The 25,716-nt window shown below is 50.9% G+C and carries 24 protein-coding genes; 20 read left to right on the top strand and 4 right to left on the bottom strand.

The features are described from left to right. Positions 1-77: 77 nt before the first annotated feature. The 17 genes from Q9M42_RS03435 (at position 78) to Q9M42_RS03355 (ending at position 18,547) form a co-directional block, all read left to right on the top strand. The gene (locus Q9M42_RS03435) at positions 78-419 is read left to right on the top strand and encodes a nucleotide pyrophosphohydrolase (RefSeq protein ID WP_322525128.1); all 342 of its coding nucleotides are present in this window, start codon (positions 78-80) and stop codon (positions 417-419) included. Continuing rightward, positions 416-1,219, top strand: coding sequence for a 4-hydroxy-tetrahydrodipicolinate reductase (gene dapB, locus Q9M42_RS03430; RefSeq protein ID WP_322525127.1), 804 nt, complete (start codon positions 416-418; stop codon positions 1,217-1,219). Before Q9M42_RS03435 ends, dapB begins: the two co-directional genes overlap by 4 nt. Before the next feature lie 12 nt (positions 1,220-1,231). After that, positions 1,232-1,639 (top strand): methylglyoxal synthase, encoded by a 408-nt coding sequence (gene mgsA / locus Q9M42_RS03425; RefSeq protein WP_322525126.1) that lies wholly within the window; start codon positions 1,232-1,234, stop codon positions 1,637-1,639. Between the two features lies 1 nt (position 1,640). Further along, the gene (bshB1, locus tag Q9M42_RS03420) at positions 1,641-2,351 is read left to right on the top strand and encodes a bacillithiol biosynthesis deacetylase BshB1 (RefSeq protein ID WP_322525125.1); all 711 of its coding nucleotides are present in this window, start codon (positions 1,641-1,643) and stop codon (positions 2,349-2,351) included. Positions 2,352-2,353: 2 nt separating this feature from the next. After that, positions 2,354-3,481 (top strand): N-acetyl-alpha-D-glucosaminyl L-malate synthase BshA, encoded by a 1,128-nt coding sequence (gene bshA / locus Q9M42_RS03415; RefSeq protein ID WP_440972302.1) that lies wholly within the window; start codon positions 2,354-2,356, stop codon positions 3,479-3,481. Beyond that, positions 3,481-4,638, top strand: coding sequence for a hypothetical protein (locus Q9M42_RS03410; RefSeq protein ID WP_322525123.1), 1,158 nt, complete (start codon positions 3,481-3,483; stop codon positions 4,636-4,638). The genes bshA and Q9M42_RS03410 overlap by 1 nt, the downstream gene beginning before the upstream one ends. Then, complete coding sequence (locus tag Q9M42_RS03405; RefSeq protein ID WP_322525122.1) at positions 4,631-5,614, top strand: biotin--[acetyl-CoA-carboxylase] ligase; 984 nt, start codon at positions 4,631-4,633, stop codon at positions 5,612-5,614. Before Q9M42_RS03410 ends, Q9M42_RS03405 begins: the two co-directional genes overlap by 8 nt. Positions 5,615-5,635: 21 nt before the next feature. Continuing rightward, positions 5,636-8,440: an ATP-dependent DNA helicase DinG gene (gene dinG / locus Q9M42_RS03400; RefSeq protein ID WP_322525121.1), complete on the top strand. Its 2,805-nt coding sequence runs from the start codon at positions 5,636-5,638 to the stop codon at positions 8,438-8,440. A gap of 14 nt (positions 8,441-8,454) precedes the next feature. Beyond that, the gene (locus Q9M42_RS03395) at positions 8,455-9,762 is read left to right on the top strand and encodes an amidohydrolase (protein ID WP_322525120.1); all 1,308 of its coding nucleotides are present in this window, start codon (positions 8,455-8,457) and stop codon (positions 9,760-9,762) included. Between the two features lie 21 nt (positions 9,763-9,783). Beyond that, a complete protein-coding gene (locus Q9M42_RS03390; RefSeq protein WP_022792243.1) occupies positions 9,784-9,957 on the top strand; it encodes a YpmA family protein in 174 nt (57 codons plus the stop codon). Positions 9,958-9,968: 11 nt separating this feature from the next. Continuing rightward, on the top strand, positions 9,969-10,445 hold the full coding sequence (locus Q9M42_RS03385) for a PepSY domain-containing protein (protein ID WP_322525119.1): 477 nt from the start codon (positions 9,969-9,971) through the stop codon (positions 10,443-10,445). Between the two features lie 90 nt (positions 10,446-10,535). Further along, positions 10,536-11,705, top strand: a complete 1,170-nt coding sequence (locus tag Q9M42_RS03380) for a pyridoxal phosphate-dependent aminotransferase (protein ID WP_322525118.1) — start codon at positions 10,536-10,538, stop codon at positions 11,703-11,705. 38 nt (positions 11,706-11,743) lie between these two features. Then, positions 11,744-13,033, top strand: a complete 1,290-nt coding sequence (gene asnS, locus Q9M42_RS03375) for an asparagine--tRNA ligase (protein WP_322525117.1) — start codon at positions 11,744-11,746, stop codon at positions 13,031-13,033. Between the two features lie 78 nt (positions 13,034-13,111). Continuing rightward, positions 13,112-13,798, top strand: a complete 687-nt coding sequence (locus Q9M42_RS03370; RefSeq protein ID WP_322525116.1) for a DnaD domain protein — start codon at positions 13,112-13,114, stop codon at positions 13,796-13,798. Between the two features lie 11 nt (positions 13,799-13,809). Further along, positions 13,810-14,472 (top strand): endonuclease III, encoded by a 663-nt coding sequence (gene nth / locus Q9M42_RS03365; RefSeq protein ID WP_322525115.1) that lies wholly within the window; start codon positions 13,810-13,812, stop codon positions 14,470-14,472. After that, entirely contained in the window at positions 14,466-14,990 is a 525-nt protein-coding gene (locus tag Q9M42_RS03360) for a YpoC family protein (protein ID WP_322525114.1), read from the top strand. The genes nth and Q9M42_RS03360 overlap by 7 nt, the downstream gene beginning before the upstream one ends. A gap of 14 nt (positions 14,991-15,004) precedes the next feature. Then, the gene (locus tag Q9M42_RS03355; RefSeq protein WP_322525113.1) at positions 15,005-18,547 is read left to right on the top strand and encodes a dynamin family protein; all 3,543 of its coding nucleotides are present in this window, start codon (positions 15,005-15,007) and stop codon (positions 18,545-18,547) included. Positions 18,548-18,583: 36 nt separating this feature from the next. On the opposite strand, the gene Q9M42_RS03350 is transcribed toward Q9M42_RS03355, so the two are convergent. Both Q9M42_RS03350 and recU read right to left on the bottom strand, forming a co-directional pair. Beyond that, positions 18,584-21,124, bottom strand: a complete 2,541-nt coding sequence (locus Q9M42_RS03350; protein WP_322525112.1) for a PBP1A family penicillin-binding protein — start codon at positions 21,122-21,124, stop codon at positions 18,584-18,586. An 87-nt stretch (positions 21,125-21,211) separates the two neighbouring features. Further along, complete coding sequence (gene recU / locus Q9M42_RS03345; RefSeq protein WP_322525111.1) at positions 21,212-21,814, bottom strand: Holliday junction resolvase RecU; 603 nt, start codon at positions 21,812-21,814, stop codon at positions 21,212-21,214. Positions 21,815-21,960: 146 nt separating this feature from the next. Here recU and Q9M42_RS03340 point away from each other — a divergent pair, with 146 nt between their 5' ends. Genes Q9M42_RS03340 through Q9M42_RS03330 form a run of 3 tightly spaced genes read left to right on the top strand, consistent with a single transcriptional unit; the run spans position 21,961 to position 23,499 of the window. After that, positions 21,961-22,227: a DUF370 domain-containing protein gene (locus Q9M42_RS03340; RefSeq protein ID WP_022792233.1), complete on the top strand. Its 267-nt coding sequence runs from the start codon at positions 21,961-21,963 to the stop codon at positions 22,225-22,227. Positions 22,228-22,281: 54 nt separating this feature from the next. Further along, entirely contained in the window at positions 22,282-22,641 is a 360-nt protein-coding gene (locus tag Q9M42_RS03335; RefSeq protein WP_322525110.1) for a DUF1798 family protein, read from the top strand. A gap of 15 nt (positions 22,642-22,656) precedes the next feature. Next, on the top strand, positions 22,657-23,499 hold the full coding sequence (locus tag Q9M42_RS03330) for a sulfurtransferase (protein WP_322525109.1): 843 nt from the start codon (positions 22,657-22,659) through the stop codon (positions 23,497-23,499). A gap of 52 nt (positions 23,500-23,551) precedes the next feature. On the opposite strand, the gene Q9M42_RS03325 is transcribed toward Q9M42_RS03330, so the two are convergent. Both Q9M42_RS03325 and Q9M42_RS03320 read right to left on the bottom strand, forming a co-directional pair. Next, positions 23,552-25,228 carry an ABC1 kinase family protein gene (locus tag Q9M42_RS03325; RefSeq protein ID WP_322525108.1) on the bottom strand — a complete coding sequence of 559 codons (1,677 nt, stop codon included), beginning with the start codon at positions 25,226-25,228 and terminating at the stop codon, positions 23,552-23,554. Between the two features lie 32 nt (positions 25,229-25,260). Further along, entirely contained in the window at positions 25,261-25,569 is a 309-nt protein-coding gene (locus tag Q9M42_RS03320; RefSeq protein ID WP_322525107.1) for a phasin family protein, read from the bottom strand. Positions 25,570-25,716 lie beyond the last annotated feature (147 nt).

Raw genomic sequence — 25,716 nt, 5'->3', positions numbered from 1 at the left:
GTAAAGCCCGGGGCAGGAGGCAATCTATGTTTGTCAAACCGAATGGATTTTTATACGATTGAAAGGAGGACGCCGGAATGGCCGGGGAACCAATGACGATGGAAGAAATGCAGGAGAAAGTGGATGCCTTCATCGGCCAGTTTGAAGAAGGTTATTTCAGTCCGCTCGCCATGCTTGCAAGAATGACCGAAGAAACGGGAGAGCTTGCCAGGGAAATTAATCACTATTACGGTGAAAAGCCGAAGAAAGAAGGCGAAGAGCATAAATCACTGGAAAAGGAAATGGGCGATCTGCTGTTTGTGCTCATCTGCTTTGCCAATTCGCTTGATATTGATTTGGATGAAGCGTTCCGTATCGTAATGGAAAAGTTTGAAACAAGAGACCAGGATAGATGGACAAAAAAGGAGAATGAAAAATGAGTGAATCAATCCGCGTTATCGTTGCCGGACCGAGAGGAAACATGGGTAAGGAAGCTGTACATATGATTGAAGCAGCGGAGCACCTGCAGCTCGCCGCTGTGGTGGACCATAAATACGAAGGCTCGCTGTTGTCGGAAATCGAAGGCATGCCAAAATCCGGGGCCCGCGTCTATACGGACGTTGACCAGTGCCTCGGCGAAGTCGAAGCAGAAGTGTTTGTAGATCTGACCACGCCGGAAATTGGAAAGATACATACCGAAAAAGCACTCGACTACGGTCTTGCACCGGTCGTTGGTACGACCGGCTTTACCGATGAAGACCTCGACCGCCTGCGTCAGAAGGCAAAAGAGCAGCAGCGGGGAGTGCTTATTGTACCAAACTTTGCTATCGGCGCTGTTCTGATGATGAAAATGTCGCAAATGGCTGCAGCCTACTTCCCGGATGTTGAAATTACTGAATTGCACCATGACCGAAAGCTTGACGCCCCGTCCGGCACCGCAGTGAAAACTGCAAAGCTGATTCAGGAAAACCGCACCAAAAAAACGCAGGGGCACCCGGAGGAAAAAGAAACGATGCCGGGGGCACGCGGAGCAGAGCTCGACGGCATGAGGATTCACAGCACGCGCCTTCCGGGCCTCGTGGCACATCAGCAGGTGATGTTTGGCGGCGAAGGCCAGACGCTTACGATCCGACACGATTCAATCAACCGGGCGTCATTTATGCCAGGGGTCAAATTTGCGATTGAGCAGGTAGTCACGATGAAGGAACTCGTGTACGGCCTCGAAAACATTTTGGAGTAAAGGGGAACTTTTATGAATATCGCACTGATTGCCCATGATAAGAAAAAAGACGATCTGATCCGGTTTGCCGAAGCGTATAGGCATATCCTTGAGCGTCACACCCTTTCAGCAACAGGAACGACCGGAGGGAGACTGAATGAAGAGGTGGGTTTGAACGTCAAACAGTACCAGTCCGGGCCGCTGGGCGGCGATCAGCAGATTGGGGCAAAGATTGCAGAACAGCAGGTGGATTTGGTGCTTTTTTTCCGGGACCCATTGACCGCGCAGCCGCATGAGCCTGATATCACCGCGCTTATGAGGCTCGCCGACGTGCACGGGGTGCCGCTTGCAACGAATATGGCCGCAGCTGAAGTGCTGATTAAAGGGCTTGAACACGGATTGTTTGCCTTCCGGGATATTTTAAAGGAGTCCACAGATTAATATGACACATAAACGAACACTGTTAACCGTCGGGGCCCACCCTGATGATATCGAAATCGGAATGGGCGGGACGGTAGCGCTGCACAGTAAAACCGACAATGTCTATATGCTTTCCCTGACGGAAGGAGATCTTTCCTCCAACGGTACCGTGGAAACAAGACAGCAGGAAGCAGAGCAGGCAGCAGAGATCCTCGGTGCAGGACGGCTCCAGCTTACCTGGAGGGACCGTATGCTTACTGCAGTAACCCAGGAAGAGTACACCCAGCTTGTGCAGCTGATCCGCCGCATCCAGCCGGACGCGATTTTTGCCCCGTACTACATTGACCGTCATCCGGATCACGGTGATGCCGGAAGTATTGTTAAGCGGGCCGTATTTGATGCCGGGGTCAAGCTGTACCCTGGTGTGGACGAAAACGCCCACAAAGTGCCAGACATGTACTACTATATGATCAACGGCTATCACCGGCCTTCCTTTTATGTGGACATCACCCCGGCTGCCGGCGATAAAGAAGCGGCATTAAAGGCGTATAAAAGTCAGTTCAACCCAGGGGAAGGGGCCGTAAGCACACCGCTTACAGACGGGTACCTCGAAACGATACAGGCAAGAGACCGATTATTCGGCAAAGAAACGGGAGTGACTTACGCGGAAGGGTTTATCGCCGAAACTCCGATGCTTTTTCAACAGGTGCCCGGCAGACAAGGAAGTGACTAAGCGTGAAAATTGGAATAACGTGTTACCCTACGGTGGGAGGATCGGGAGTGATCGCGACTGAGCTCGGCAAACTGCTTGCTGAGCGGGGCCATGAAATTCATTTCATCACCTCGGCGATCCCTTACCGGTTAACCGAAACCTCACCGAATATTTATTACCATGAAGTCTCAGTAAACCAATACGAAGTGTTCCAGTACCCGCCGTACTCATTAACGCTTGCAAGCAAAATGGCGGAAGTTGTCAACCGGGAGGAGCTCGATGTCCTGCACGTGCATTACGCCGTGCCTCACGCTGTCTGTGCGATTTTAGCGAGGGACATGACCGATCATCCTGTGAAAGTAGTAACAACGCTTCACGGCACAGATATCACTGTGCTTGGCCATGACTCCTCGCTTCGTGATATTATCCGCTACGCCATTCAGCGCTCGGACGAAGTGACAGCAGTATCGGACGCTCTGGTGGAGCAGACCAGGCAGATGCTTGAAGTCGACCGCGATATTCATACAATTTACAATTTCGTGGACGAGCGGGTGTACGGGCCGAAAATGGACAAAAAGGATTTAAAAAAAGCATACAACATCGACGAGAACGAAAAGGTGCTTCTGCACGTTTCCAATTTCCGGCCGGTGAAACGGGTCGTAGACGTCGTGCGGACATTTGCTGCAGTGCAGGCAGAGGTTTCCTGTAAGCTGGTCATGCTTGGGGATGGACCGGACCGGGAAAAGGCTTGGGCGGAGGCGAAAAGGCTCGGCGTCGATCAGGACGTGCTGTTTTTAGGCAACCAGCGGGAGGTATCCGATTATTTGCACGTTGCCGATCTGATGCTGCTGCTTTCGGAAAAAGAAAGCTTCGGCCTGGCTGCGCTTGAAGCGATGGCCTGCGGTGTGCCGGTCATTGGCACAGATGTCGGAGGGATTCCCGAGGTGATCTTTCATAATGAAACCGGCTATGTTGTGCCGCTTGGGGCAGTGGAACTGGCTGCCCAACAGGCGGTCGGACTGCTGACGGATCCGGATAGAATGAAAAGGTTTAAACAGCGCTCGCTCGACGTGGTGGAAGAATATTTTTCCTCCGCCCGCATCGTAGCCCAATACGAAGAAGTGTACCGTCGGACCGTGGAGGGTGGGTGATGAACGAGCAGCAGACGTGGCAGGAGGCGCTGCTTGTTATTAAAACGTTACAGCGAAACGGCATTACTGCCTATATTGTAGGCGGAGCCGTACGTGACCAGTTGATGAAACGGGCGCCGAGCGATATGGACATAGCAGCGGCTGCGACGACTGAAGAGCTTTCGGTTGTTTTTCCGGACGCTGTGAAGCCGTCGGAGAAATTTGGAACGCTGCTCGTGAAAAGTGGAAAAAGTATCGTGGAAGTTACTCCGTTCCGGGAAGGTACGGAAACAATCGAAGAGGATCTGCAGCAGCGGGATTTCACATGCAACGCGATGGCAGCAGATGCAGATGGCAAGGTGATCGACCCATTTAACGGGCAGAGGGATATCCGCAGACAGGTGCTTCGTACGCCGGCATCAGCTGAACGGGCCTTTTCCCTCGACCCGCTCCGGGTGATACGGGCGTTCCGTTTTAATGCAGTTCTCGATTTTTCCCTGGATCCGGAAGCTGAGCGCGCAGCGGAAGCAGCTGCAGCACGGCTTGCGCATACCGCCGTGGAACGAATACGCGATGAAATAACCAAGCTGCTTGAAGGACAGAATCGTCTGAGCGCCCTCGAAAGCATGCGAGAGCTGCGTTTGTTTTCTTATTTTCCGGAACCGGTCCGGACAATCTCTCCATTTTTTCACCACTCCACGCTTGTACAGTTCCCTGTAGGCACGAAAGTTTCATGGGCAGCACTGCTGTACGCCCTGTACGGACGAAAAAGCCTGAACAAGCTGAATGGGTGGCGGTTTTCCAATCAGGGACGAAAACAGTGCCGCTGGCTGCTGGAACGCGTCGACGCTCCAGCTTCTCCCGAGACGTGGCAGCAGTGGCTGTATTATTTTGGTCCAAAGCAGGTGGCAGACCTGGAGAAGCTCAAACAGTGGAAATATTTTACTTACCGGGGGCATTCCTACACAGAATGGAAAAGGAAATGGGAGGCTCTTCCGATTCATTCGAGGCAGGATCTGGCCCTTCCGCCGAAGTCAATCGCATCGATGCCGGCTTACGAAGGTACAGCGAGAATCGGGCAGGCGATCGCCTTTTTAGAGCGGGCGGTCGTGAATGAAAAGGTAGAAAACAGTGAACAAAAGCTGATCGCCTATTTGGAGGAAATGAACGATGAATAAAAACCGATTGCTGCAGCTGCTGATGGCCCACCGGAGCCGTCCGGTCTCCGGGCAGGAGATCAGCGACGAATTGCAGGTGTCCCGTACCGCTGTATGGAAACAGATCGAAGAGCTGCGGAAAAATGGATATGAAATCGAAGCGGCGTCCCGGCGAGGTTACCGGCTGGTGCGTTTTCCCGACCGTGTTGGCACAGAAGAAATTATGCTTCATCTTACAACTGAACGTCTCGGCCGTTCGATTATTTATAACGATACTGTGACCTCCACCCAGGAAATCGTGAGGGAGCAGGCTGAAAAAGGAGCCGGGGAAGGACTTATTGCTGTTGCGAATGAACAGGTGCAGGGCCGAGGAAGGCTTGGGCGCACATGGCAGAGCAGTCCGGAACAGGGCATCTGGATGAGTATCCTGCTCCGCCCGCAGGTGCCTCCCCGCTACGCTCCGCAGCTCACCCTGCTGTCGGCGGTGGCTCTTGCCGAGGCGCTTGACAGCTATCTTCCGGATCCGACTGCGATTAAATGGCCGAACGATATCCGTATTCATAAAAAGAAGCTGGCAGGTATACTGACGGAAATGCAGGCAGACATGGATGAGGTACAGACAGTCATTGTAGGTATGGGTGTTAATATAAACCAGGCGGACGGAGATTTTACCGGAGAGCTTGCGGATAAAGCCGCTTCCATCCGGCAGTATGCAGGATTCCGGCAGAGTCGTCCTCAGATTATTGCGTCTATCTTAAAAAGCTATGAGTCCTGGTATAATGAATACTTAACGAATGGATTCGGTGCAGTCAAAGCTGCCTGGTCCCAAAAAACAGATACGCTGGGAAGCTTTATTCAGGTGGAAACGTCCCGCCAGACAGTAGAGGGCACAGCTCTTCGTATAACGGAAGAGGGGGCCCTGCAGGTGCAAAAAACAGATGGAAGCATACAGACGGTGCACAGCGGCGAAATTCTGGACGGTCCCCCGCCGGAATAGCGGAAGAAAGGAGGCAGGCAGATGGGACAAAAATATGTAGTCATAGATGTAGAAACAACCGGCACCTCTCCAAGAAAAGGAGCAAAAATTATTGAAATCGGCGCAGTGCTTATGGAGGACGAAGAAGTGCTCGACACTCTTTCCACCTTTATTCAGCCGCATATGCCGATCCCTCCTTTTATCCAGCAGTTTACCGGTATCCGGGAGCAGGACGTGGAGCATGCCCCGGAGTTTTATGAGGTGGCTCCCACGTTAACTGCCTGGCTTGAGAATGCTGCCTTTGTCGGTCATAATGTACAGTTTGATCTGGCATTTATCAATGCAGGCATGCAGGAAGCCGGGTTTCCGCTTTTTCAGGGGCCAGTCGTGGACACAGTAGAGTGTGCGAGACTTGCTTATCCGGAAGCGCCGGGCTTTCGGCTGTCGCAGATCACCTCGTGGCTGGATCTTGACCATGACCGTCCGCACAGGGCGGACAGCGATGCCCTCGTCACTGCAGAGCTCTGGATATCCATCCGGAAAAAACTGGCTGTGCTTCCGAAGGATGTGCTTCACCGCCTGGACCGGCTGGCTGCCTTTTTGCACAGTGACCTTCACCGGTATATTGAGCGCTGTATTGCAAAGGCCCCGCAGCAGCTGCCATATGATTTAGAGGAAAACCACGGCATTGTGTTCCGCAAAGAGCTTCCGGCAGAAAAGCCGGAGCAGAGAAATGTATCACTGCAGGAGACTCTAAGCGGAAATCATGCTAAAAGCCGGGGATGGGATCGTTTTGAAGAGCGTCCGGGGCAGCTTGCGATGGCAGAAATGGTCTATGCCTCGTTTGAGGAACGCTCCCACGCTGTTATAGAAGCGGGCACCGGTCTTGGGAAAACGCTCGCCTATCTGCTTCCAGCCGTAAAATATCACCGTACATACAATCAAAAAATATTAATTTCCACGCAGACGCTCACACTGCAGGAGCAGCTGATGAATGAAGATCTTCCACTGCTTGAGCGCTTGATCGACGACCAAGTTTCTGTGGCTGTTTTAAAAGGCCGCGGCAACTACATTTCTTTGCAGCGGCTTGAAAAATGGCTGCAGCATCGCCAGTTTTCGCTCGAAGAAGCACTCGGCCTCGGTCAGGTGTTGATATGGCTGACGCAAACCCGGCACGGGGATCTTGATGAAATTAATATGGCCGGAGGCCGCAGAAATGCTCTCTGGGAAAGCCTCCGCCAGAATCATTATCAGGATGAGCACGCTCAAAGAGGGTGGGAGGCGTACTGTTTTTATGCACGCGCCCGCCGTAAAGCCGAATATGCCGATATCGTCGTCACCAATCATGCGATGCTTTTGAGCGATATGTACCAGGGAAAAAATTTATTTTCCTCTTATCCGTACGTGGTCATTGATGAAGCCCATCACCTGCCGGAAACGGCGGGAAAATATGCAGGCAGGTCCGTTCACTATACAAAAGCAAACCGGCTGCTCCGCAGGTTCGGCCTGGATACAAAACAGAGTGTCGTACGCCCACTTATCTGGTTTGGGGAAGAAGCCGGCATCGTTTTTGAGCCGGGCTGGTATCAGGAACGCGAGGACAATCATGCGGTGCTGATGTATGAATGCGACGAGCTCTTTCGTTTGATCACACGCTGGTGCCGCACGGCTTCCGGACGGCGGCGTTCGGAAGTGGGCCGGTACAGCCAGCGCTTCACCCCCGGCGGGGAATCCGGCCCCGTATGGGAGCAGGTGGAAGAAGCCGGGCGCCGTTTCCTCACGCTTCTGGAACAGGAATTTAAGGCGTGGGAAACGTTCGAACAAGCATGGGAGACGCAGCCGTCTGCCAAAAACTTTGTAAATGAACTTGCCGAACTAAACTCTTACCTGGGCCAGCTGGACAGCCTGGGGGACAATCTGTTCCATCTGCTGTTTGAACGGGAACCCGAACATGTTTACTGGGTGGAAGCAGAGCAGAGCGGCGCCAAAAATGCTGCGTACATTTACGCCCGGCCGGTAGAGGTGGCCTCGGAGCTGAGTGAACAGCTGTTTATGAAAAAAGCAAGCGTCGTTCTTACATCCGGGTCTCTCGCAGTCAATGGTTCATTTGAATACATGAAATCAAAAATGGGGCTGGACGATTTTCTGCCGCGCACAAGCCTGATTGCTTCCCCTTATCATTATGCTTCCCAGACGCAGCTGCTCATTCCAAAAGACATTTCCGGCGTGAATGATAAACATGCTGATTTTGCGCAGGAAGCGGCCGAATATATTTTTCACGCTGTCAACATTACGGAAGGAAAAACGATGGTTCTGTTTACTTCCTTTAATATGCTTAAACAGGTGTATCACCAGCTCAAAGAGTGGACCGAGGAATCGACGCTGAGCGTCATCGGACAGGGGATTACGAGCGGGACCCATGCCAAGCTGACCAAGCTGTTTCAGCAGCAGGACAATGCGCTTTTGCTTGGAACCAATGCGTTCTGGGAGGGCGTCGACATCCCCGGGGAAAAGCTGCAGCACGTGATCATTGTTCGTCTGCCTTTCTCTCCGCCCACGGATCCCGTTTACGAGGCTGTGTCGGACAAAATGCAGCGTCAGGGAAAAAGATCATTTTACGCAGAAGCGCTGCCGCACGCTGTTCTTCGATTCAAGCAGGGCTTTGGCCGGCTGATTCGTCATTCCGAGGACCGGGGTGTGGTAACAGTACTTGATAAGCGGATCATGGAAGCTTCCTACGGCTCGTCGTTTATTGACTCGATTCCCCGGACGAATACGTATTATGAACCGATGGATGCGGTCCTGAACCGTATCGCTGACTTTTTTGAAGAAGCAAAAAAACGTTAAAAAGGAGTGCGGACATGGAACACTTTGTAATCGAGCACGTTTACCCAATCCCATATGCACGGGGCGTTCAGGCAGTCAAGAGCTATATTGAAGTCAAGGACGGTAAAATTGTGCAAGTAGAGCCTGGAGACTATACGGAGAAAGAGAACGGCGTCGATATACTGGATGGGCGGGGCAAGTGGCTCAGCCCTGGTCTGTATAACACCCACGGCCATACACCGATGACGATGATGCGGGGCGTTTCGGACGATGTAGTGCTCCAGGAATGGCTGAACAACCACGTCTGGCCGCGGGAGCGCCTGTTCAGTAATGAAACAGCGAAGGCCGGTACTGGTCTTGCTCTGGCAGAAATGATCCGAACCGGAACGACGGGGTTTCTTGATATGTATCACATGGGCATGCAGAACACGTATGAGCTCGTGAAAAGCTCCGGCATCAAATCTATGATTTCCAAGGGTATGATGAGTATTGGAACGCCGGAGGAGCAGAGCGAAAAGCTGGCAGCGGCAGCCCGTGACTTAAATGAATGGGAGCAGGACACAAGCGGCCGGATAACGGGCATGCTTTTCCCGCACGCACCGTATACGTGCACACCGGAGTTTTTGGAAAAAATTGTTGATGCCGGTCACCAATACGATTTGCCGCTTGGCATTCATCTTGAAGAAACGGCTAAAGAAGTGGAGGATTATCGGCGTGATTACGGGATGACTCCGGCCAAAAAGCTAAAAGAGATCGGGTTTTATACACGCCCGGCGATGCTTACGCATGTTGTACATGCGACAGATGAAGACCTTGACGACATGAGTGTACCGGAAGTCACGATCTCCTATAATCCAATGAGCAACGCCAAGCTCGGATCGGGCATCGCACGCATTCCTGAGATGCTCAAGCGTGGTCTGCGTATTACAATCGGCACAGACAGTGCTGTATCTAACAATAATCTCGATATGTTTGAGGAGCTCCGCCTGGGTGCTTTGATGCAGAAGGTCGCCTTTCAGGACCCGAGTTCGATTGAAACAGAAGCGGTCTGGAAGATGGCAACCGAAAACGGGGCCGCTTCGATGGGATTCAGTGACAGTGGCAAGCTCGAACCAGGAGCTGCGGCGGACTTTATTCTGATGGACAGTGAATCATTTGCGCTTCAGCCATACGATAATATTTTATCGCATCTGGTGTACGCAGCTTCCGGCCGGGATGTAACGGACAGCTTTGTGAACGGCAGACAGCTGATGAAAGACGGCGAACTTCTGACGCTCGATGAAGAAAAAATTAACGCCGAGGCCAACCGCCATTACCGCAAATTAAATGAAGCGTACTTATAGTACGCCGGGTGAGGTGAAACGATGGGAAACGAACAGCTTGAAGTCGTCGCGTCGGTTAAAATCGAAGCGTCGTCAGATCTGTATAAAATTGTTGATACGCTGAATCGCACGTTAAAGCAGGAAGAATTAATGTTCGGCCTTTCTCTTGATAAGGAAAACGAAGAGCAGATGGTGTTTACCATTTACCGCACATAGGGGGATATGTCGTGAAAAACTGGATAACGATCGCGGCTTTTTTAATTGTCTTTCTGGTCGTTCTGGGGCTCTTGATCGGTTACTTTCAGGCCCGTGCGCCGCTCGCTGACGACAGGGAGCGGGCAGAAGCACTGGCGCTTGAGGAAAACAATGTCGCCGAAGTACAGAATACGTTTATATATAACGGCAAACAGCCGGTGAAAACAGCACGCGTCGAAACCAACGACGGCAGCAGGGACTGGCTGTTTTTCCACGACGGGGAACTGCTCGAACGCCTGGCGGCCGCTGATACGCTGAGCATCCAGGAGGCTGAGGAGCGTATAGTGGAAGAAGAGGGAATTGACACCGTGCGAACAGTGACGCCCGGCTATGAAGACAACCGCCCGGTATATGAAGGCAAATACCGGACAGAAAACCAGCAGCATTATGTGTACATTGATATGGAAACAGGAGAATTCGTGAAAAGCTTCAGCCTGGACCGCGGTTAAGCGGCGGAAGCCACGCTTGAACTCCTATTCGCTTTTCTTTACACTAACTATGGATAGATTGAGCACGGAAACTATTGAGGAGGAAAGAGTATGGAATTGTCCCAACGAGTGAAAGAGATTACCCCTTCGTCAACCCTGGCGATTACCGCCAAAGCCAATGAACTAAAGGCAGCCGGCCAGGATGTTATCGGTCTCGGCGCCGGCGAGCCGGATTTTAATACCCCGCAGTACGTAATCGATGCAGCTGTTCGCTCCATGCAGGAAGGAAAAACAAAATATACTCCTTCCGGCGGCCTGCCGGAACTGAAGGATGCGGTCATTCAAAAGTTTAAGCAGGATCAGGGGCTGGAGTATACTCGCGATGAAATCATCGTTGGTACTGGAGCCAAACACATTTTGTTCACGTTGTTTCAAACCATTCTCGATCCGGAGGATGAAGTAATTATTCCAACGCCGTACTGGGTCAGCTACCCGGAACAGGTCAAGCTTGCCGGCGGTCGCCCGGTATTTGTGGATGGCAGGGAAGAAAACCAGTTTAAGATTCTTCCGGAGCAGCTGAGCGGGGCGGTAACGAACAAAACGAAGGCCGTCATTATTAACTCTCCGAGCAACCCGACCGGTACCATGTACAGCCGGGAGGAGCTGCATGCGCTCGGCGAAGCCGCCAGAGCAGAAGGTCTGCTGATAGTTTCCGACGAAATTTATGAAAAGCTGATTTACGGGGACAAGCAGCACACATCCATCGCAGAACTTTCCCCGGAATTAAAAGAACAGACCATTGTCGTCAACGGCGTCTCCAAATCCCATTCGATGACTGGATGGAGAATCGGCTATGCAGCCGGCAATCGTGCTATTGTGAAGGCAATGACGAGCCTTGCGAGCCATTCAACGTCCAACCCGACAACGAATGCCCAGTACGGGGCTATCGCTGCCTATACGAAGGATGATGGCGCTGTCGAAACGATGCGCCAGGCATTCAGCGAACGGCTGAACACTATTTATGACAAGCTCGTTTCGATTCCGGGAATCACCTGCGTGAAGCCGGAAGGGGCTTTTTATCTGTTCCCGAACGTCGAAGAGGCAGCTGCTTCGTATAAAGATGTGGATGAATGGGTAAAGGCACTGCTTGAGGAGGAAAACGTGGCGGTGGTTCCGGGCAGCGGATTTGGTTCTCCAAAAAACGTCCGGCTCTCCTACGCTACTTCTCTGGATCAGCTTGAAGAAGCGGTGGCGAGAATCCGCCGCTTCACAGAAAAATGATTCGATCAGCATAAACAGGACAAACCGGAGGGACTAACGTGAAAGTAACCATTAAACGTCTGAATCAATATATCGGTCAGGAAGTAAGATTTGGCGCCTGGCTGGCCAATAAGCGGTCGAGTGGCAAAATTGCCTTTTTACAGCTGCGGGACGGCACCGGCTTTGTGCAGGGAGTCATTGTAAAAAATGATGTCGGCGAAGAGCTGTTCGCCCAGGCTAAGAATCTTCCGCAGGAAAGCTCGCTGTATGTGGACGGCACAGTGAAGGAGGACGACCGTTCGCCGACCGGGGTGGAGCTTCAGGTGACCGGATTTGAGGTTATCCAGGAAGCGGAGCCTTACCCGATCACGCCGAAGGAGCACGGAACAGAATTTTTAATGGACCACCGTCATCTTTGGATGCGCTCGCGTAAGCAGCACGCGCTTTTGCGTATACGTGATGAAATTATTCAGGCGACCTACGCTTTTTTCCGGGAGAATCAGTTTATTAAGGTGGATCCGCCGATTCTGACCGGAAGCTCGGCGGAGGGGACAACATCGCTTTTTCACACGAAATACTTTGAGGAGGATGCGTACCTGTCCCAGTCCGGTCAGCTGTATATGGAAGCAGCGGCCCTCGCTTTTCAGCGTGTGTTCTCATTTGGTCCGACATTTCGGGCGGAAAAATCAAAAACCCGCCGGCACTTGATTGAGTTTTGGATGATTGAGCCGGAAATGGCTTTCTGCGACCATAGTGAAAGCCTCGAAATCCAGGAGCAGTATGTCTCCCATGTCGTGCAGGCAGTGCTTGCCAACTGCCGCCAGGAGCTTACTGTGCTTGAGCGCGATACCTCCAAGCTCGAAGCCATTCAGGCACCGTTTCCGCGCATCACTTACGATAAAGCAGTCGAAATGCTGCAGAAGGCCGGCTATGAAGTGAGCTGGGGCGAGGATTTCGGAGCCCCGCATGAAACGTATATAGCGGAACAGTTTGAAAAACCGGTATTTATTACTAATTACCCGCTCGAAATCAAAGCTTTTTACATGAAGCCCGACCCGGACTATCCGGAAACCGCACTCTGTGCCGATCTGATTGCTCCGGAAGGCTACGGCGAGATTATCGGTGGCAGTCAGCGCATTGATGACCCGCAGCTTATGAAACAGCGGTACGAAGAACACAACTTATCGGAAGAAGCCTACGGCTGGTATCTGGACTTAAGAAAATACGGCACCGTGCCGCACTCCGGATTCGGTCTCGGTCTGGAACGGACGGTCGGCTGGATTGCCGGCACCGAACACGTCCGGGAAACGATACCGTTTCCGCGTTTGTTAAACAGGCTGTATCCATAAGAGAAAAAGCCCCCGTCCCGGGGGTTTTCCTTTATGCACTTTGCCGACAGCCGGCCGGGTGAAAGGGAGGACAAACAGATGAACAAAGATAAAGAAATAGAAGCACTCATGCACGGCCACTTTTCCATTCCAGTAATTATTCTGGACAAATACGAGCAGGTGGGGCTGAATGAAACAGAAGCAATGATGCTTTTGCATATATACCGTTTTGGCCAGAACAGCGTGCCGCTTCCAACGCCGAAAGAGCTGGCTGAAAAAATGAGTATGGATGAAAATGAATGTGCAGGCTGCCTGCGGGCGATGATTAAACGGAATCTGCTGCAGATTGATGAATCTGAACGCGATGAAATCCGGCAGGAAGCATACTCCCTCTATCCTTTTTTCCGCCAGGCCCTTACAGCGGAGGTGCCGTCCGAGCAAGGGGATCAGATGGAAGAGCAGCATTTGTTTCAAAACATTGAGCAGGAATTTTCCCGCCCACTTTCCCCCATGGAGTGGGAAACGATTAACGTCTGGCTCGATCAGGATCATTACTCGCCGGATATGATCCAGATCGCGCTGAAAGAAGCGGTTATGAATCAAAAATTCAGTCTTCGCTACATGGACCGGATGCTGCACGAATGGAAGCGCAAAGGCATTCAGACCAAAGAAGATGCTAAAGCGCAGACCGAGCAGTTTAAACAAAAAGGCGGACGGCGCACACAGACGGCCCAGTCGGAAAGACTGCCGGAATATCCCAATATTAACTGGCTGGATGAAGAGTAGAGGAGAAAAAGATGGCATTAACGAATAAAGATTTACAGGTTGTGATTGAACGGATCGAGCACATGTTTCCGGAAGCAGAGTGTGAACTGAATCACCGCAATCCCTTTGAACTGCTGGTAGCAGTCGTGCTTTCCGCCCAGGCAACTGATGCCCTGGTGAATAAAGTAACTCCTGGGTTGTTTGAACAATACAGCTCCCCGGAAGACTTTGCTGATGCACCGCTTGAGGATATTGAACAGGCTATTCGTTCGATTGGTCTTTACCGAAATAAAGCGAAAAATTTAAAAAAGCTATCGGTTTCTCTGCTCGAACGTCATAACGGCCACGTGCCAAAAACTCAGGAAGAACTAGTCGAGCTTGCAGGTGTCGGCAGAAAAACAGCGAATGTGGTAGCGTCAGTAGCATTCGGAGTACCTGCCATTGCGGTGGATACGCATGTTGAGCGGGTATCGAAGCGTTTAGGCATATGCAGATGGAAAGACAACGTCACCCAGGTGGAGCAGACGCTGATGAAGCGGCTGCCAAAAGAAAAATGGTCCCAGATGCATCACCAGCTTATTTTTTTCGGCCGCTACCACTGCAAGTCCCAGGCCCCTCAGTGCCCTTCCTGTCCAGTGCTTGACTACTGCAGGGAAGGACAGAAACGGATGCGGAAAGAAGGTGCAGCATGGTGAAAATACAAATTCCAGCGTCATTTCAGCACGAAATTTTTTATACTGTAACGCAGATCGAAGTAGATGAAAATACAGATCGAAGGACCGCGGCTCTGAGCCATCCGTTCTGGTATGAGATTGCCTATGAAAACGGCATTGCCGGTACGCCTCCGTGGCAGGAAAATATTAATCAGCACATTAAAACATTTATGCAGTGGTGGGAAGAGCAGCTGCCTTTTTTGGATGAATGCTGGGACGAAAGAGACAAGGAAAAGGCCGCTCCGTACATGAGACTCGGGCTCGCCCACTGGCTGTGCATGCTGTTTTGGATGAACGAACGGCCCGTTCCTTCTGCAGACCCGAAAGAATTGATCTCAGAAAGCAGGAAGCTTGCCCATAAGCCGATTAACGTAGAGGAAAGGCTCGGCTTTTTGCTTGAGTATCCCAATTATTTTCATTCCTATCTGCAGCTGAAGGAGCTGTATACAGAAGTGAAGAAAAAAGAAGCGCTGGCAAAACGATCCCGAAATCACGAATGATAAAGGAGTAAAATATGGCTAATACGAGCGGTTGGGAACAACAATGGCTGCAGACAGATATGCATTTGGATCCGACAGAAACCGCGATGCTTGAAGACGTGCAGGAAAAAATTGAGCATCCTTATTTTGAAGTTGCGTTTTGCGGGCATTTTTCGGCCGGTAAGTCGACCGTATTGAATGGTCTGCTTCAAAACGATCTGCTGCCCGCGAGTCCGATTCCAACAAGCGCCAATATTATATCGATTGAAAACGGAGAGCTTGGACTCGAAGTTGTAACGAGTGAAGGCCAAACTAAAACCTGGGAAGCTGATATTCCGTGGGGACAGGTGCAAAAGTGGGGCAGGGATGGGGCGGACATCCGCTCGATCCGTATGCAGGCCCCGTTGCCGTTTTTAGGATCCTACAGCCGGATGGTGGATACGCCGGGGGTAGACTCGACAGATCCGCTGCACCAGGCAGTGACAATGGAGAGACTGCTGTCGACCGATGCTGTTATTTACGTGACGGATTACAACCATGCCCAGTCGGAAACAAACATTCGTTTTTTACAGCAGCTGACAGCAGAAGGCAAGCCGATTATTTTTGTTATCAATCAGATGGACAAACACCGGGAAGAAGAAATCACGCTGCGGTCCTACCGCAACCAGATTGCCGCCACGCTTGAACGCAACCAGGTACACGTGCTTGCCACGTATTATATTTCCATGCGCGATGAACAGCATCCGGATAATGAACTGCACACATTCTCTTCTCATGTGCGCAGCCTTTTGTACCAAGGCAGCGAACTGCTCGAAAGAAGTGAGGAACGGATGCGCCAGACCGTGCTGTCACGAATCCGTGACAGGCTGCGGGAGGAACAGCAGACAGCTCTCGAAGACTGGCAGGAGCGGGCGGAGCATGCCGGCGTACCTGCACAGCTGATTGACGAAAATACTCAGACGAACAGTGAAGAAAGATGGAACAGCTGGTTCAGGGAATGGAAGCGAACGCTCGATCAGGCTCATTTGTTTCCAGCATCCACCGTGGATAAAGCCAGGGACTGGCTTGAAAGCTGGCAGCCAGGCTTCAAAGCGGGGTCTCTGTTTAATAAAAAACGAAAAACGGAAGAAGCCCGCGAGGAACGAGCCGAGGCGCTGCTTGCTGATGTAAATGAAAATATTAAAGCGTCTTTGACGTTCCATGTGCGTGAACTGCTGCAGCCGGAAAAGCAGGATGCCTCTTCCCACAGCGCCGGTTATATTGACCAGGTGCAAAACATTGACGTTCAGCTTGAACGCTCCGATCTCGAGGCCTATATTCCGGAAGGTGAAACCGGCAGGCAGTATGTGTTTCAAGTGACCGACCAGCTGGCAGGCATAATTACCCGGCGGTTCAAGGATCAGGCAGAGCCTCTGCTTGAAGAAAAAGAGCGTGTGCTTACCTCAGCCGCTGGTCCGGCTTTGACAGAAGCAGAGCAAATGAAATTAAATGAACTTCAGAATGGCTGGAAAGAGGAAAAGGAACGTCTGGAGCAGGAAATCGCCCAGGTGGAGCGCCAGATGGAAAGCGTATCTGCCCGGCGGGAATGGGAACAGGAAATCCGGCAAATGATGAATGAAGAGGCACCATCCGATGTTCCGGAGATTTCTATTTCCAGGGAGGATGAAGTGGCGGAAGAGCAGGAGAGTGCTTCTCCCGGGCAAAAGGAGCTTCCTTCGTACAGTGAAGAAATCCAGATGGTGGAAGCCTTCGCCGCCGAATCCTCCGAGTCCTCGTTAATCGAAGAGGAAAAGAAGCATCTTAAGCGTTTATGCGGGAACCTGCACAACCAGGAGCTTCACGTTTCGGTCTTTGGCGCTTTCAGTGCCGGAAAGTCGAGCTTTATCAACGCGCTTCTCGGTGCTCCGGCACTTCCTGTGTCGCCGCATCCGACCACAGCCGCCGTAAATATTGTGCGTGCCCCGGAGCAGGACTACACACACGGTACGGTTATTCTGCAGCTGAAGGATGAGGCGTTTCTTGATGAAGAAATCCAGGCTGTGTCGAAAGAGCTCGGAGAAGTGTACACGCTTGCCTCCATTCAGAAATGGAGAAAGCCGAACCGTACCCGGGACGCACGGATGGAAACATACAGCCAGTATATGTTTACGTTGCAGGAAAGCATTAAAAAACACTATTCCTCGCTCGGGGAGACCCGAACGATTGGGATGGAGGACTGGGGCTCCTGGGTGGCAGATGAGCAGAAGGCGTGTCTTGTCAAACAGGTAACGCTTTATTATGAAAGCTACTGGACTAACCGGGGGCTGGTATTAACCGATACGCCGGGCGTGAATTCGATCCACGGACGCCACACCAATGTCGCATTTGATCACCTGCGCCAGTCAGACGCTATTTTTTATGTCACATACTTTAATCATGCGTTCTCGGATGCCGATGAACGTTTCATCCAGCAGCTTTCCCGGGCGAATGAAGAATTTGAACAAAATAAGCTGTACTTTCTGATCAATGCCGCAGATCTGGCAAAAGATGATAACGAACGCCGTCAGGTCGTTAACCATGTGCGCGGCCAGCTCCGCCAGAATGGGTTTAACGAGCCGTTTCTGCTTCCTGTTTCAAGCCAGCGCGGTCTGCAGAAAAAGCAGCAGGGCGGAGAAGACGACATGTTTTCAGCCTTTGAAAACTATTTATCCGGACAAATCTGGCAGGAACTCCTTGTTGTGCAGCAGCAGTATGTTGTTGAACAGGCGCTAAATTTAAAAGAACAGCTCGGGCGGGCCCTGCAGGTACAAAAGCATGATGCGAAAAGCGTTGCTGCCGAAGCAGAGAGGCTTAAACAAAAGCTCGGGCAGTATGAAGAAGTGCCGGAACGCTTTCATATGGAACGATTGCAGAAAGAACTCGTTTCAGACACCGAAGAACGGCTGATTCACGTGCGCAAGCGTCTGTATTTATTTTATCAGGACTACTTTAATAAAGTGGTGAATCCAGTCACTATAGATGGCTCCTCGCGAAAAGAACAGCGCAGGCAGCTGACGGGACGGCTGACGGAAATTAAAGAAGAGGTACTGGTGCAGGCAGGGCAGGAGAGAGAAACGGCCTTCATCCGTCTGGAGGAATTAATGAAACGGCAGCTGAAGCAGGAGACCGAAGAACAGTACAGGGAGGTTCAGGCGGACTTTCCGATGTTTCAGGTTCCTGACGCCGGTCGCTCTTTTATTCCAAAACCAGAAAAGACGCTTGACCTTAAGGTGGATGTTAAAGCATTTGAAGCGTACTTCCGCTCGGCAAAGGACTTCTTTGTTCATCAGGAAATAAAAACCCTGAGAGAGGCATACGGCGAAAAAGTCCAGAGCGCTGCTGCGGAGATAACGAAAGAAGTAGCACAGGAGCTTGAAGAAAAAATAGAGAACGGTGTTAAAGCGGCGTCTAACTATATTTATGCCGAACACAAGGAGGCGCTCGATAAAGAATTCGATCGACTGTCTACGTGGTACGATAAGAGCTATTATTCCGTATTGCAGACAGAATGGGAGAAACTTGCCCCGTTAACGAGAAAAGAGGATCACGTTCAGGTATAACAAAAACCGCACGGCCGAAAAGGCGTGCGGTTTTTGTTATTCATTTGTGCCGGATTCCTGCTCGGGTGCAGAGGTGCTGTCCTCCGTATCAGCAGGCTCTTCTTCCTCTGGGGTCTCTGTTTCAGGCTCTGTATCCCCGGAGCCCTCGTCTTCGGTATTTTCACCGCTGTCGCTTTCCCCGCTGTTGTCTGATTCGGGTTCTGCAGGCTCCTCTCCGCTAGTATCTGTTTCTTCTTCGCGGCCTTCCCCGGATGAACCGGAATCTTCATCCGCCGGAGCTTCTTCATTCTCATCATTTTCCTCCGAGTTTTCCTCGGTGCTATCTTCCGGTGTTTCTTCAGTATTTTCTTCATTTTCCTCCGTTTCTTCCGCTGGTTCCTCTGCCGGTTCGGACTCATTCTGATTGTCGTTTGTTTCCTCAGAGCCGCTGTCGCCGGAGGGTTCTTCGCGGTCTGATTCCCCGTTGTCCTCCGAGCTGTTGTCTGAGGACGGTTCAGGGACCTGGGCGTCGACTTCGCCTTCTACAAACAGCTCGGTAATCGTGTCAGCGTCGGAAGTGTTTGACGTAGCTCGCTCCCCGGTCTCTTCATTTAGCCGTACTGATACTACAGAGTCGGGCTGTTCAAAGTCGGGAGTATCGATGTCGCTGCTCACCTGCTGCATTACCTCGCGGAAAACATCTTTGGCAGCATCAGTCTGCCCGTCGACAAGATAATTGTTTTCCGACCGGGTTTCAAAGCCGGCCCAGACAGAAGCTGTATAGTTCGTAGTGTAGCCGTTAAACCACACATCGGGGACACCGCCGTCAGGAATATTCAGGGTGTTCATTTCGTCCTCCGTGAAATTGGTGGTTCCGGTTTTGCCGGCGAGCGGAAGCCCGTCGATCTGGGCACCAGTGCCAGTACCGTTGGAGACGACATCTTTAAGCATATCTGTGATCATATAGGCAGTATAGTCCTCCATTGCCTGCTCCGGCTCCGGTTCAAAGTCAATCGTCCGTCCATCCGGAAACTCAATCCGTCGGATGGAATGAGGATCATTATAAACTCCTTCGTTTCCAAAAGCAGCGTATGCCCCGGCCATCTGCTCAGAGGAAACCCCCTGCTCGAGGCCGCCGAGAGCTGACCCGTAGTAGACGTCCTCAAGGCCGAGCCCGAGCCCGTTTGCAAACGATTTGGCGTTATCAAGGCCGACTTCTTCAAGCGTCTTTACTGCAGGAACGTTCAGCGAATCCGTCAGTGCTTCCCGCATGCTCACGCTGCCCCGGTAGTCCCGGGTGTAGTTTCGCACGTCGGTGTCTGTGTCCGGATACTGGTATTCTTCATCTTCGATCTGATGGTACGTGGACCACTGCATGTTTTCAATGGCCGGTCCATAGTCCAGGACGGGCTTAATGGTCGATCCCGGCTGATTAGGGTCGGTAGCGAAATTATAGCTCATTGCCGTATCAGGATTCTGGCGGTTTCCAACAATGGCCTTTACTGCTCCTGTCTGGGTATCAAGCAGCGTAAACCCGATTTGAAACTCTTCATTGTCGGGAAAACTGTCTTGCGCCTCCTGACTTTGAATGAGTTCTTCAGCCTGCTCCTGGGCTTCGGTGTCAAGTGTTGTGTATACCTTCAGTCCGGCTGTGTATATGTCTGATGCCTCAATACCGTCAAAGTCTTCGAGTTCGTTTTGCACGTAGGACATAAACGAATCATAGGCAACTCCGTTTTCCGGCGGCTGGTAGTTAAGCTGCTCGTCTACCGGAGTGCTTGAAGCTTCCTCGGCTTCTTCATCTGTAATGTATCCCTGTTCATTCATCATGGAAATAATCTGATTTCTGCGATCCTCGGCGTTTTCCGGGTTCTGAACCGGATCGTAGTATGAAGGCCGGCGCGGGATGGCTGCAAGTAAAGCAGCGTCTGCGATAGTGAGCTCGCCTGGGTCCTCTTTTCCAAAATAGGTCTGCCCGGCCTGGGTGATTCCGTAGGCTCCCTGGTTGAAATAGATCAGGTTAACATACATCTCGAGAATTTCATCCTTACTGTACTGCTGTTCAAGCTTGATGGCTAAATACTGTTCCTGGACTTTGCGTGATATGTTTTTATCAGGTGAAAGAAACGCATTTTTCACAACCTGCTGGGTGATCGTGCTTGCCCCCTGGGAGCCGAAGCCGTCAGTCACGTTTGCCCATAACGCACCGAAAATTCGCTGGACGTCGATGCCGAAGTGGCTGTAAAAACGCTCGTCCTCCACAGCGATAAATGCCTCCTTCGCATGGTCGGGCATTTCTTCAATGTCGGCGAGTTCACGGTTACTACTGTTTTGCAGCTGGGCAATTTCTTCATCGTTCTGGTCATATACAGTAGCCGCTTCTGATAATACGATCGCCTCCGCATCTAATTCCGGAGCCTGATTGATCATGTAAGCGACAATGATGACACCGGCAGTCATGAAGACAAGCATGAGCGAAAGCGCCCAGATGATGAATGTCTGCCAGAGCGGCCTTTTACGGTTTTTCTTCTGTTTCTTATTAGGATTTTTCTGATCGGCCGTACGCTTTTCCTGGCGGGACCGGTAATTGTCGCTCATTGACGTTCGTCCTTTCGTTGTGCATAGCATCTAGTTCTGTGTACCCAGACATTAGACGTTCAATTTTTTGTTTTGTTACACACATATTCATTGAAAATAAACGTCCTTCACGATCTTCAAGTAGTCAAGTCTCGGATGAAGACCGAGCGGAATTGGATGACCGTGTGTATGGATCTCCTGGTAGGGAATGGATTTCCGCTTCGTCTGGCCGTAATACCAGTGAAGAAAACAGGAAGCGTCATATAAATAAGTCTCATTGTGTACGGCAAAACGAAGAAGAACAAATGCGATGCCGTCCTGCTTTTGAACTTTGTGCATATGATCGGCCTGGTGGTCATGAAAATTCTGCAGGGGAAAAGCAGTTTTGTTTCGTGTTTCTTTTGCTTCAAAATCGATGTAGCGTCCGGCAAAAACACCGTTATAGTCCGTGGTGGAGGCCTGCTTGAAATATGCTTCGGTGATGCGCGCGGCGCTTCGTTTCGGGTAATGAACATCGACAATCTGTACGGGCGTCGGTTTTTTATGTATGATGCCGATGTCGTGCGCGATGTAATATTCGTTGGATTCATTAATGTCTTCTTCAAGCGTCATGCCGCGGTTGGCAAAGCTTTTTTCCGCAGGAGGGCCCTGGCGGGAGGGAGCATTTTTTTTCGGACGGTATACTTTTCCGTTTGGGTAGCGGTAAGCCATGATAATCTTCCTTTGCTGAAATTTACTGCCTGCTGCTATTTTACCATAATTTCAGCAGGATATTACGTATGCCACGCTTAGAATGATAGACAAAGCCTCGGTTATTCGTGTTAGGATAGAAAAGAACGAGAAAGGAAGGGGATAGCATGAGCGATACACCGATCAATATCGGCTTTGGCAATATGGTGATGGCAGAAAGGGTAATTTCAATTGTGAGCTCTGATTCTGCCCCGACAAAACGTTTGATCCAGGAGGCACGCGAAAGAAAGATGCTTATCGACGTGACGAATGGACGGAAAACCAGAAGCATTATCCTGTCGGACAGCGATCACGTGCTTCTGTCGGCCATTCAGCCGGAAACAGTAGCACAGCGGGTGAGCAACCAACAGGATCAGGAAGAAAGCACATCCTAAAATATTCGCTTTCCTGTAAAGGGAAGCGTTCTTTGTATCAAAGGGGGTTTTTCGATGCCCGGGCTTTTCGAAAGCTGTGACCAGATGAAACGGCGCATGGATGAAGCAGAGCAGATTTTTTACGAAGTACAGGAACGGGAGGACCGCCCCGATTTTTATGAGGAGGTAAAACCGTTTGTAGATAAGGTAAAAGGGGAAGCAGATATATGGAAAGAGGAAGCTTCTGCCTGGGTGCAGACGACAAGCTACCCGTACCTGCACGAATCCCAGATGGAAGACACATATGATAATATCATGAATGCCTCTCTCCAGGCCTACCAGCGGACTACGAAGGAAAAGCAGTTCAAGGAAACGCTGCAGGCCGTAGAGTTTATTCTAAACAGCATTCAAACACAGTTAACACAGGAATCCTAGAAAGGGGAGAGTAAGTTGGGCTTTCTAATTTCTTCTGAATGGCTGGATGAACACCGCCGCGATGAACATGTCCGGGTGGTGGACTGCCGGTTTGAACTGAAAAATGCAGCAGCGGGACATGAAGCATATGTCAAACATCATATTCCGGGTGCTGTCTTTATCGATATGGAAAAGCATTTGTCCGCCCAGGCAGGAACCCACGGGGGACGCCACCCGCTGCCGGATATGGACTTTTTCGCTCAGGTTCTCTCGGAACGGGGCATAGACATGCAGACGACCGTTGTAGCTTATGATGATCAGGGAGGTATGGGGGCAGCCAGGTTTTGGTGGCTGATGCAGTATGCGGGTCACACGAATACATATGTCCTCGACCGTTCTTATTCCCACTGGATGGAGGAAGGGTTTCCGACAACAGAGGAAATCCCGACGCCGCTCATGAAGCAGATGAAAATCGACCGTGAGCCGAATCAGCTGGTTCACCTTGAAGAAGTAAAACAGCAGCTGCGCAATGAACATGTAGCGCTGGTGGATGCGAGAAGCTATGAGCGTTACGCCGGGGAAAACGAAGAAGTGGACGCCGTTTCCGGCCACATTCCAGGTGCTTATCATTATTTCTGGAAGGACGTGCTTCGCGAGGATGGTACATGGAAGTCGCAGAGTGAGCTGCGTGACCATTTTCAGGGGCTCGAGGGATTTGATGAAGTTATTTCTTACTGCGGCTCCGGCATTACGGCCTGCGTCAATGTGCTCGGCATGAGAGAAGCCGGACTCGAGCAGGTGCGTCTTTATAACGGGAGCTGGAGCGACTGGATCTCCTATCCGGACCTTCCGATTGAAAAAGAGCCAAACAGGTTATAAAGGAACACCAAAGCTGCCGGCAGAAGCCGGCAGCTTTGGTTTATATCGGAGGTCAAAATCGGCCGGAGCGGAAAATTGCATACAGCAGCCAGACGAAGAGAAAAAACGACACAATAAAGCTGATCTCGATGACGGGGAGCTGAACGAGAATCGAATTGCTGTCCCCAAATGTAGATCCGACGATCAAGCCCACCATCACGATACTGAAGGCGAGAAGTATGACGCTGAAGCTTAGACGGTTGCCGATACGGTCAAGCTTGTTCATTAAAATATTAATGCGGGGCATGCGTATATCGACACCGAGTTCATCGTCATTGATTTTTTTCAGTGCGGAGCGAATCTCTTTCGGCAGCTCACGGATGTAGCCAAACTGCTCTTTGCCTTCGCGGAAAACATCCTCGATCCGGTCCCGCGGGTTCAACCGTTCTTTCACGAGCATCCGGCCGTACGGTTCAGCAATTTCGACGATGCTTAAGTCTGGATCGAGCTCAGTGGCAATGGATTCAATGGTAATAATAGCTTTCGCAAGCATCGTAAATTCTTTATGGATGCTAATGCCATAACGGTGCGAGGTGGAAAATACATCATTGATGGCTGCACCAATTTCTATTTCCTTGAACGGGGTTTCGTAATATTTGGATAAAAGGTATTCCACATCTTCTTCAAAAATTTCCGTTTCCATATCTTCCGGAAAATCGGCCATTTCATAAATGGCTGCCGCTACATCCCGGGTGTTCCGCCTCGTCATGGCAATAACATAGTTAATGAACTGCCTGCGCATGCTTTTACTTAAACGGCCAACCTGGCCGAAATCGATGTAGGCGACGATGTTTCCTTCTTTAAAAAGCAGGTTCCCGGGATGGGGGTCGCTGTGAAAAAAACCGGTGCGCAGCACCTGGTGCAGAAAGGAATCCACCAGATGATGAGCGAGCTTCTTTTTATCAAATTTGACGGTGGAGTAATTAAGCTCGGAAAGCTTATAGCCATCGATGTATTCGATAGTCAAGACGCGTCGGGATGACCAGGCTTCATATACTTCGGGGACCTGGACAGATTCAAAATGCTGAAGGGTCCGGGACATTTTCTCAATATTGCGGGCTTCGGTAAAGTAGTCAAATTCATCCCGTATGGCAGATACGTACTCCTCCACAATATCCTGAAGCTGATAAAATTGGGCCCATTGAAACCGCTGGGTGAGGAGTCGTGCCAGATCCCTCAGAATATCGATATCCTGTTCGATAATCTCTTTAATGTGCGGCCGGCTGATTTTCACCACAACCTCCTGGCCTTCACGGAGGACGGCTTTATGTACCTGGCCGATGGAAGCTGCAGCTATGGGGGTTTCGTCAAAATAGGAATAAATATTGCCGAGAGGTTCATGCAGATCGTGCTCGATCACCGATTTGGCCGTCTCGTACGGAAACGGAGGCACGTGATCCTGCAGTTTTGCGAGTTCATCAACGACGGACGGGGGAAAAATGTCCTTCCGGGTGCTTACAAGCTGCCCGAGTTTGATGAACGCAGGGCCGAGCTCCTCCACGACAAGCCGAAGACGGACCCCGATAGACTGCGTGTTCCAGTCGTTGGGATCCGACATAATCCGCTTAGGAAGAGAAAGAATGTGAAAAAGTCCCACTTCCTGCAAAATATATCCGAAGCCATGTTTCGCAAGCGTAGTAGCAATCTTTCTGTATCGATTTGCGTGCCGGATACTTTTTGTTATAGCCATGAAGCGTTCCTTCCTTTAATTAGAATTGGCGGTTATTCGTCGTCTGGTCTTTTCATCGCCTTTTCAATGGCATCGAGCTTCTGCTCGAGACGGTCAATATCACGTTTTGTAGCGATACCCATGCTTTCCGCCCGGTTTTCGAAGGAGTTTTTCGCCTGGCTGTTCCAGGAGTCGCTTTGAGCCGATCCCCTTTGAATCATTTCTTCTTTCCATTCGTCTGCTTCTCGGGGGGTGATTTTCCCCTTGGTGACGAGGTCATCGAGATATGTTTGAACTTTTTCCCGTCCGTATGAAGCCGCTCCGAGTCCTAGAAAAAATCCTTTTTTCAACATGTCGTTCATAAAAAAATCCCCCTTTATAGTTTGTGAAAAAGTGTACTGCTAACATTATACCAAAGAATAGGGCAGGTAAAGAACTGCCGGGATTATCATTTATGTACCCTTCGTACAGATGAGGAAAACGCACGGCTTTTCAGTGTGCATATTCAT

The sequence above is a fragment of the Marinococcus luteus genome, assembly GCF_034497705.1.
GTDB classification, from domain to species: Bacteria; Bacillota; Bacilli; order Bacillales; family Marinococcaceae; genus Marinococcus; species Marinococcus luteus_A.
The sequence above is the reverse complement of the archived record's forward strand: the minus strand, read 5'-3'. Positions and strand labels throughout refer to the sequence as shown.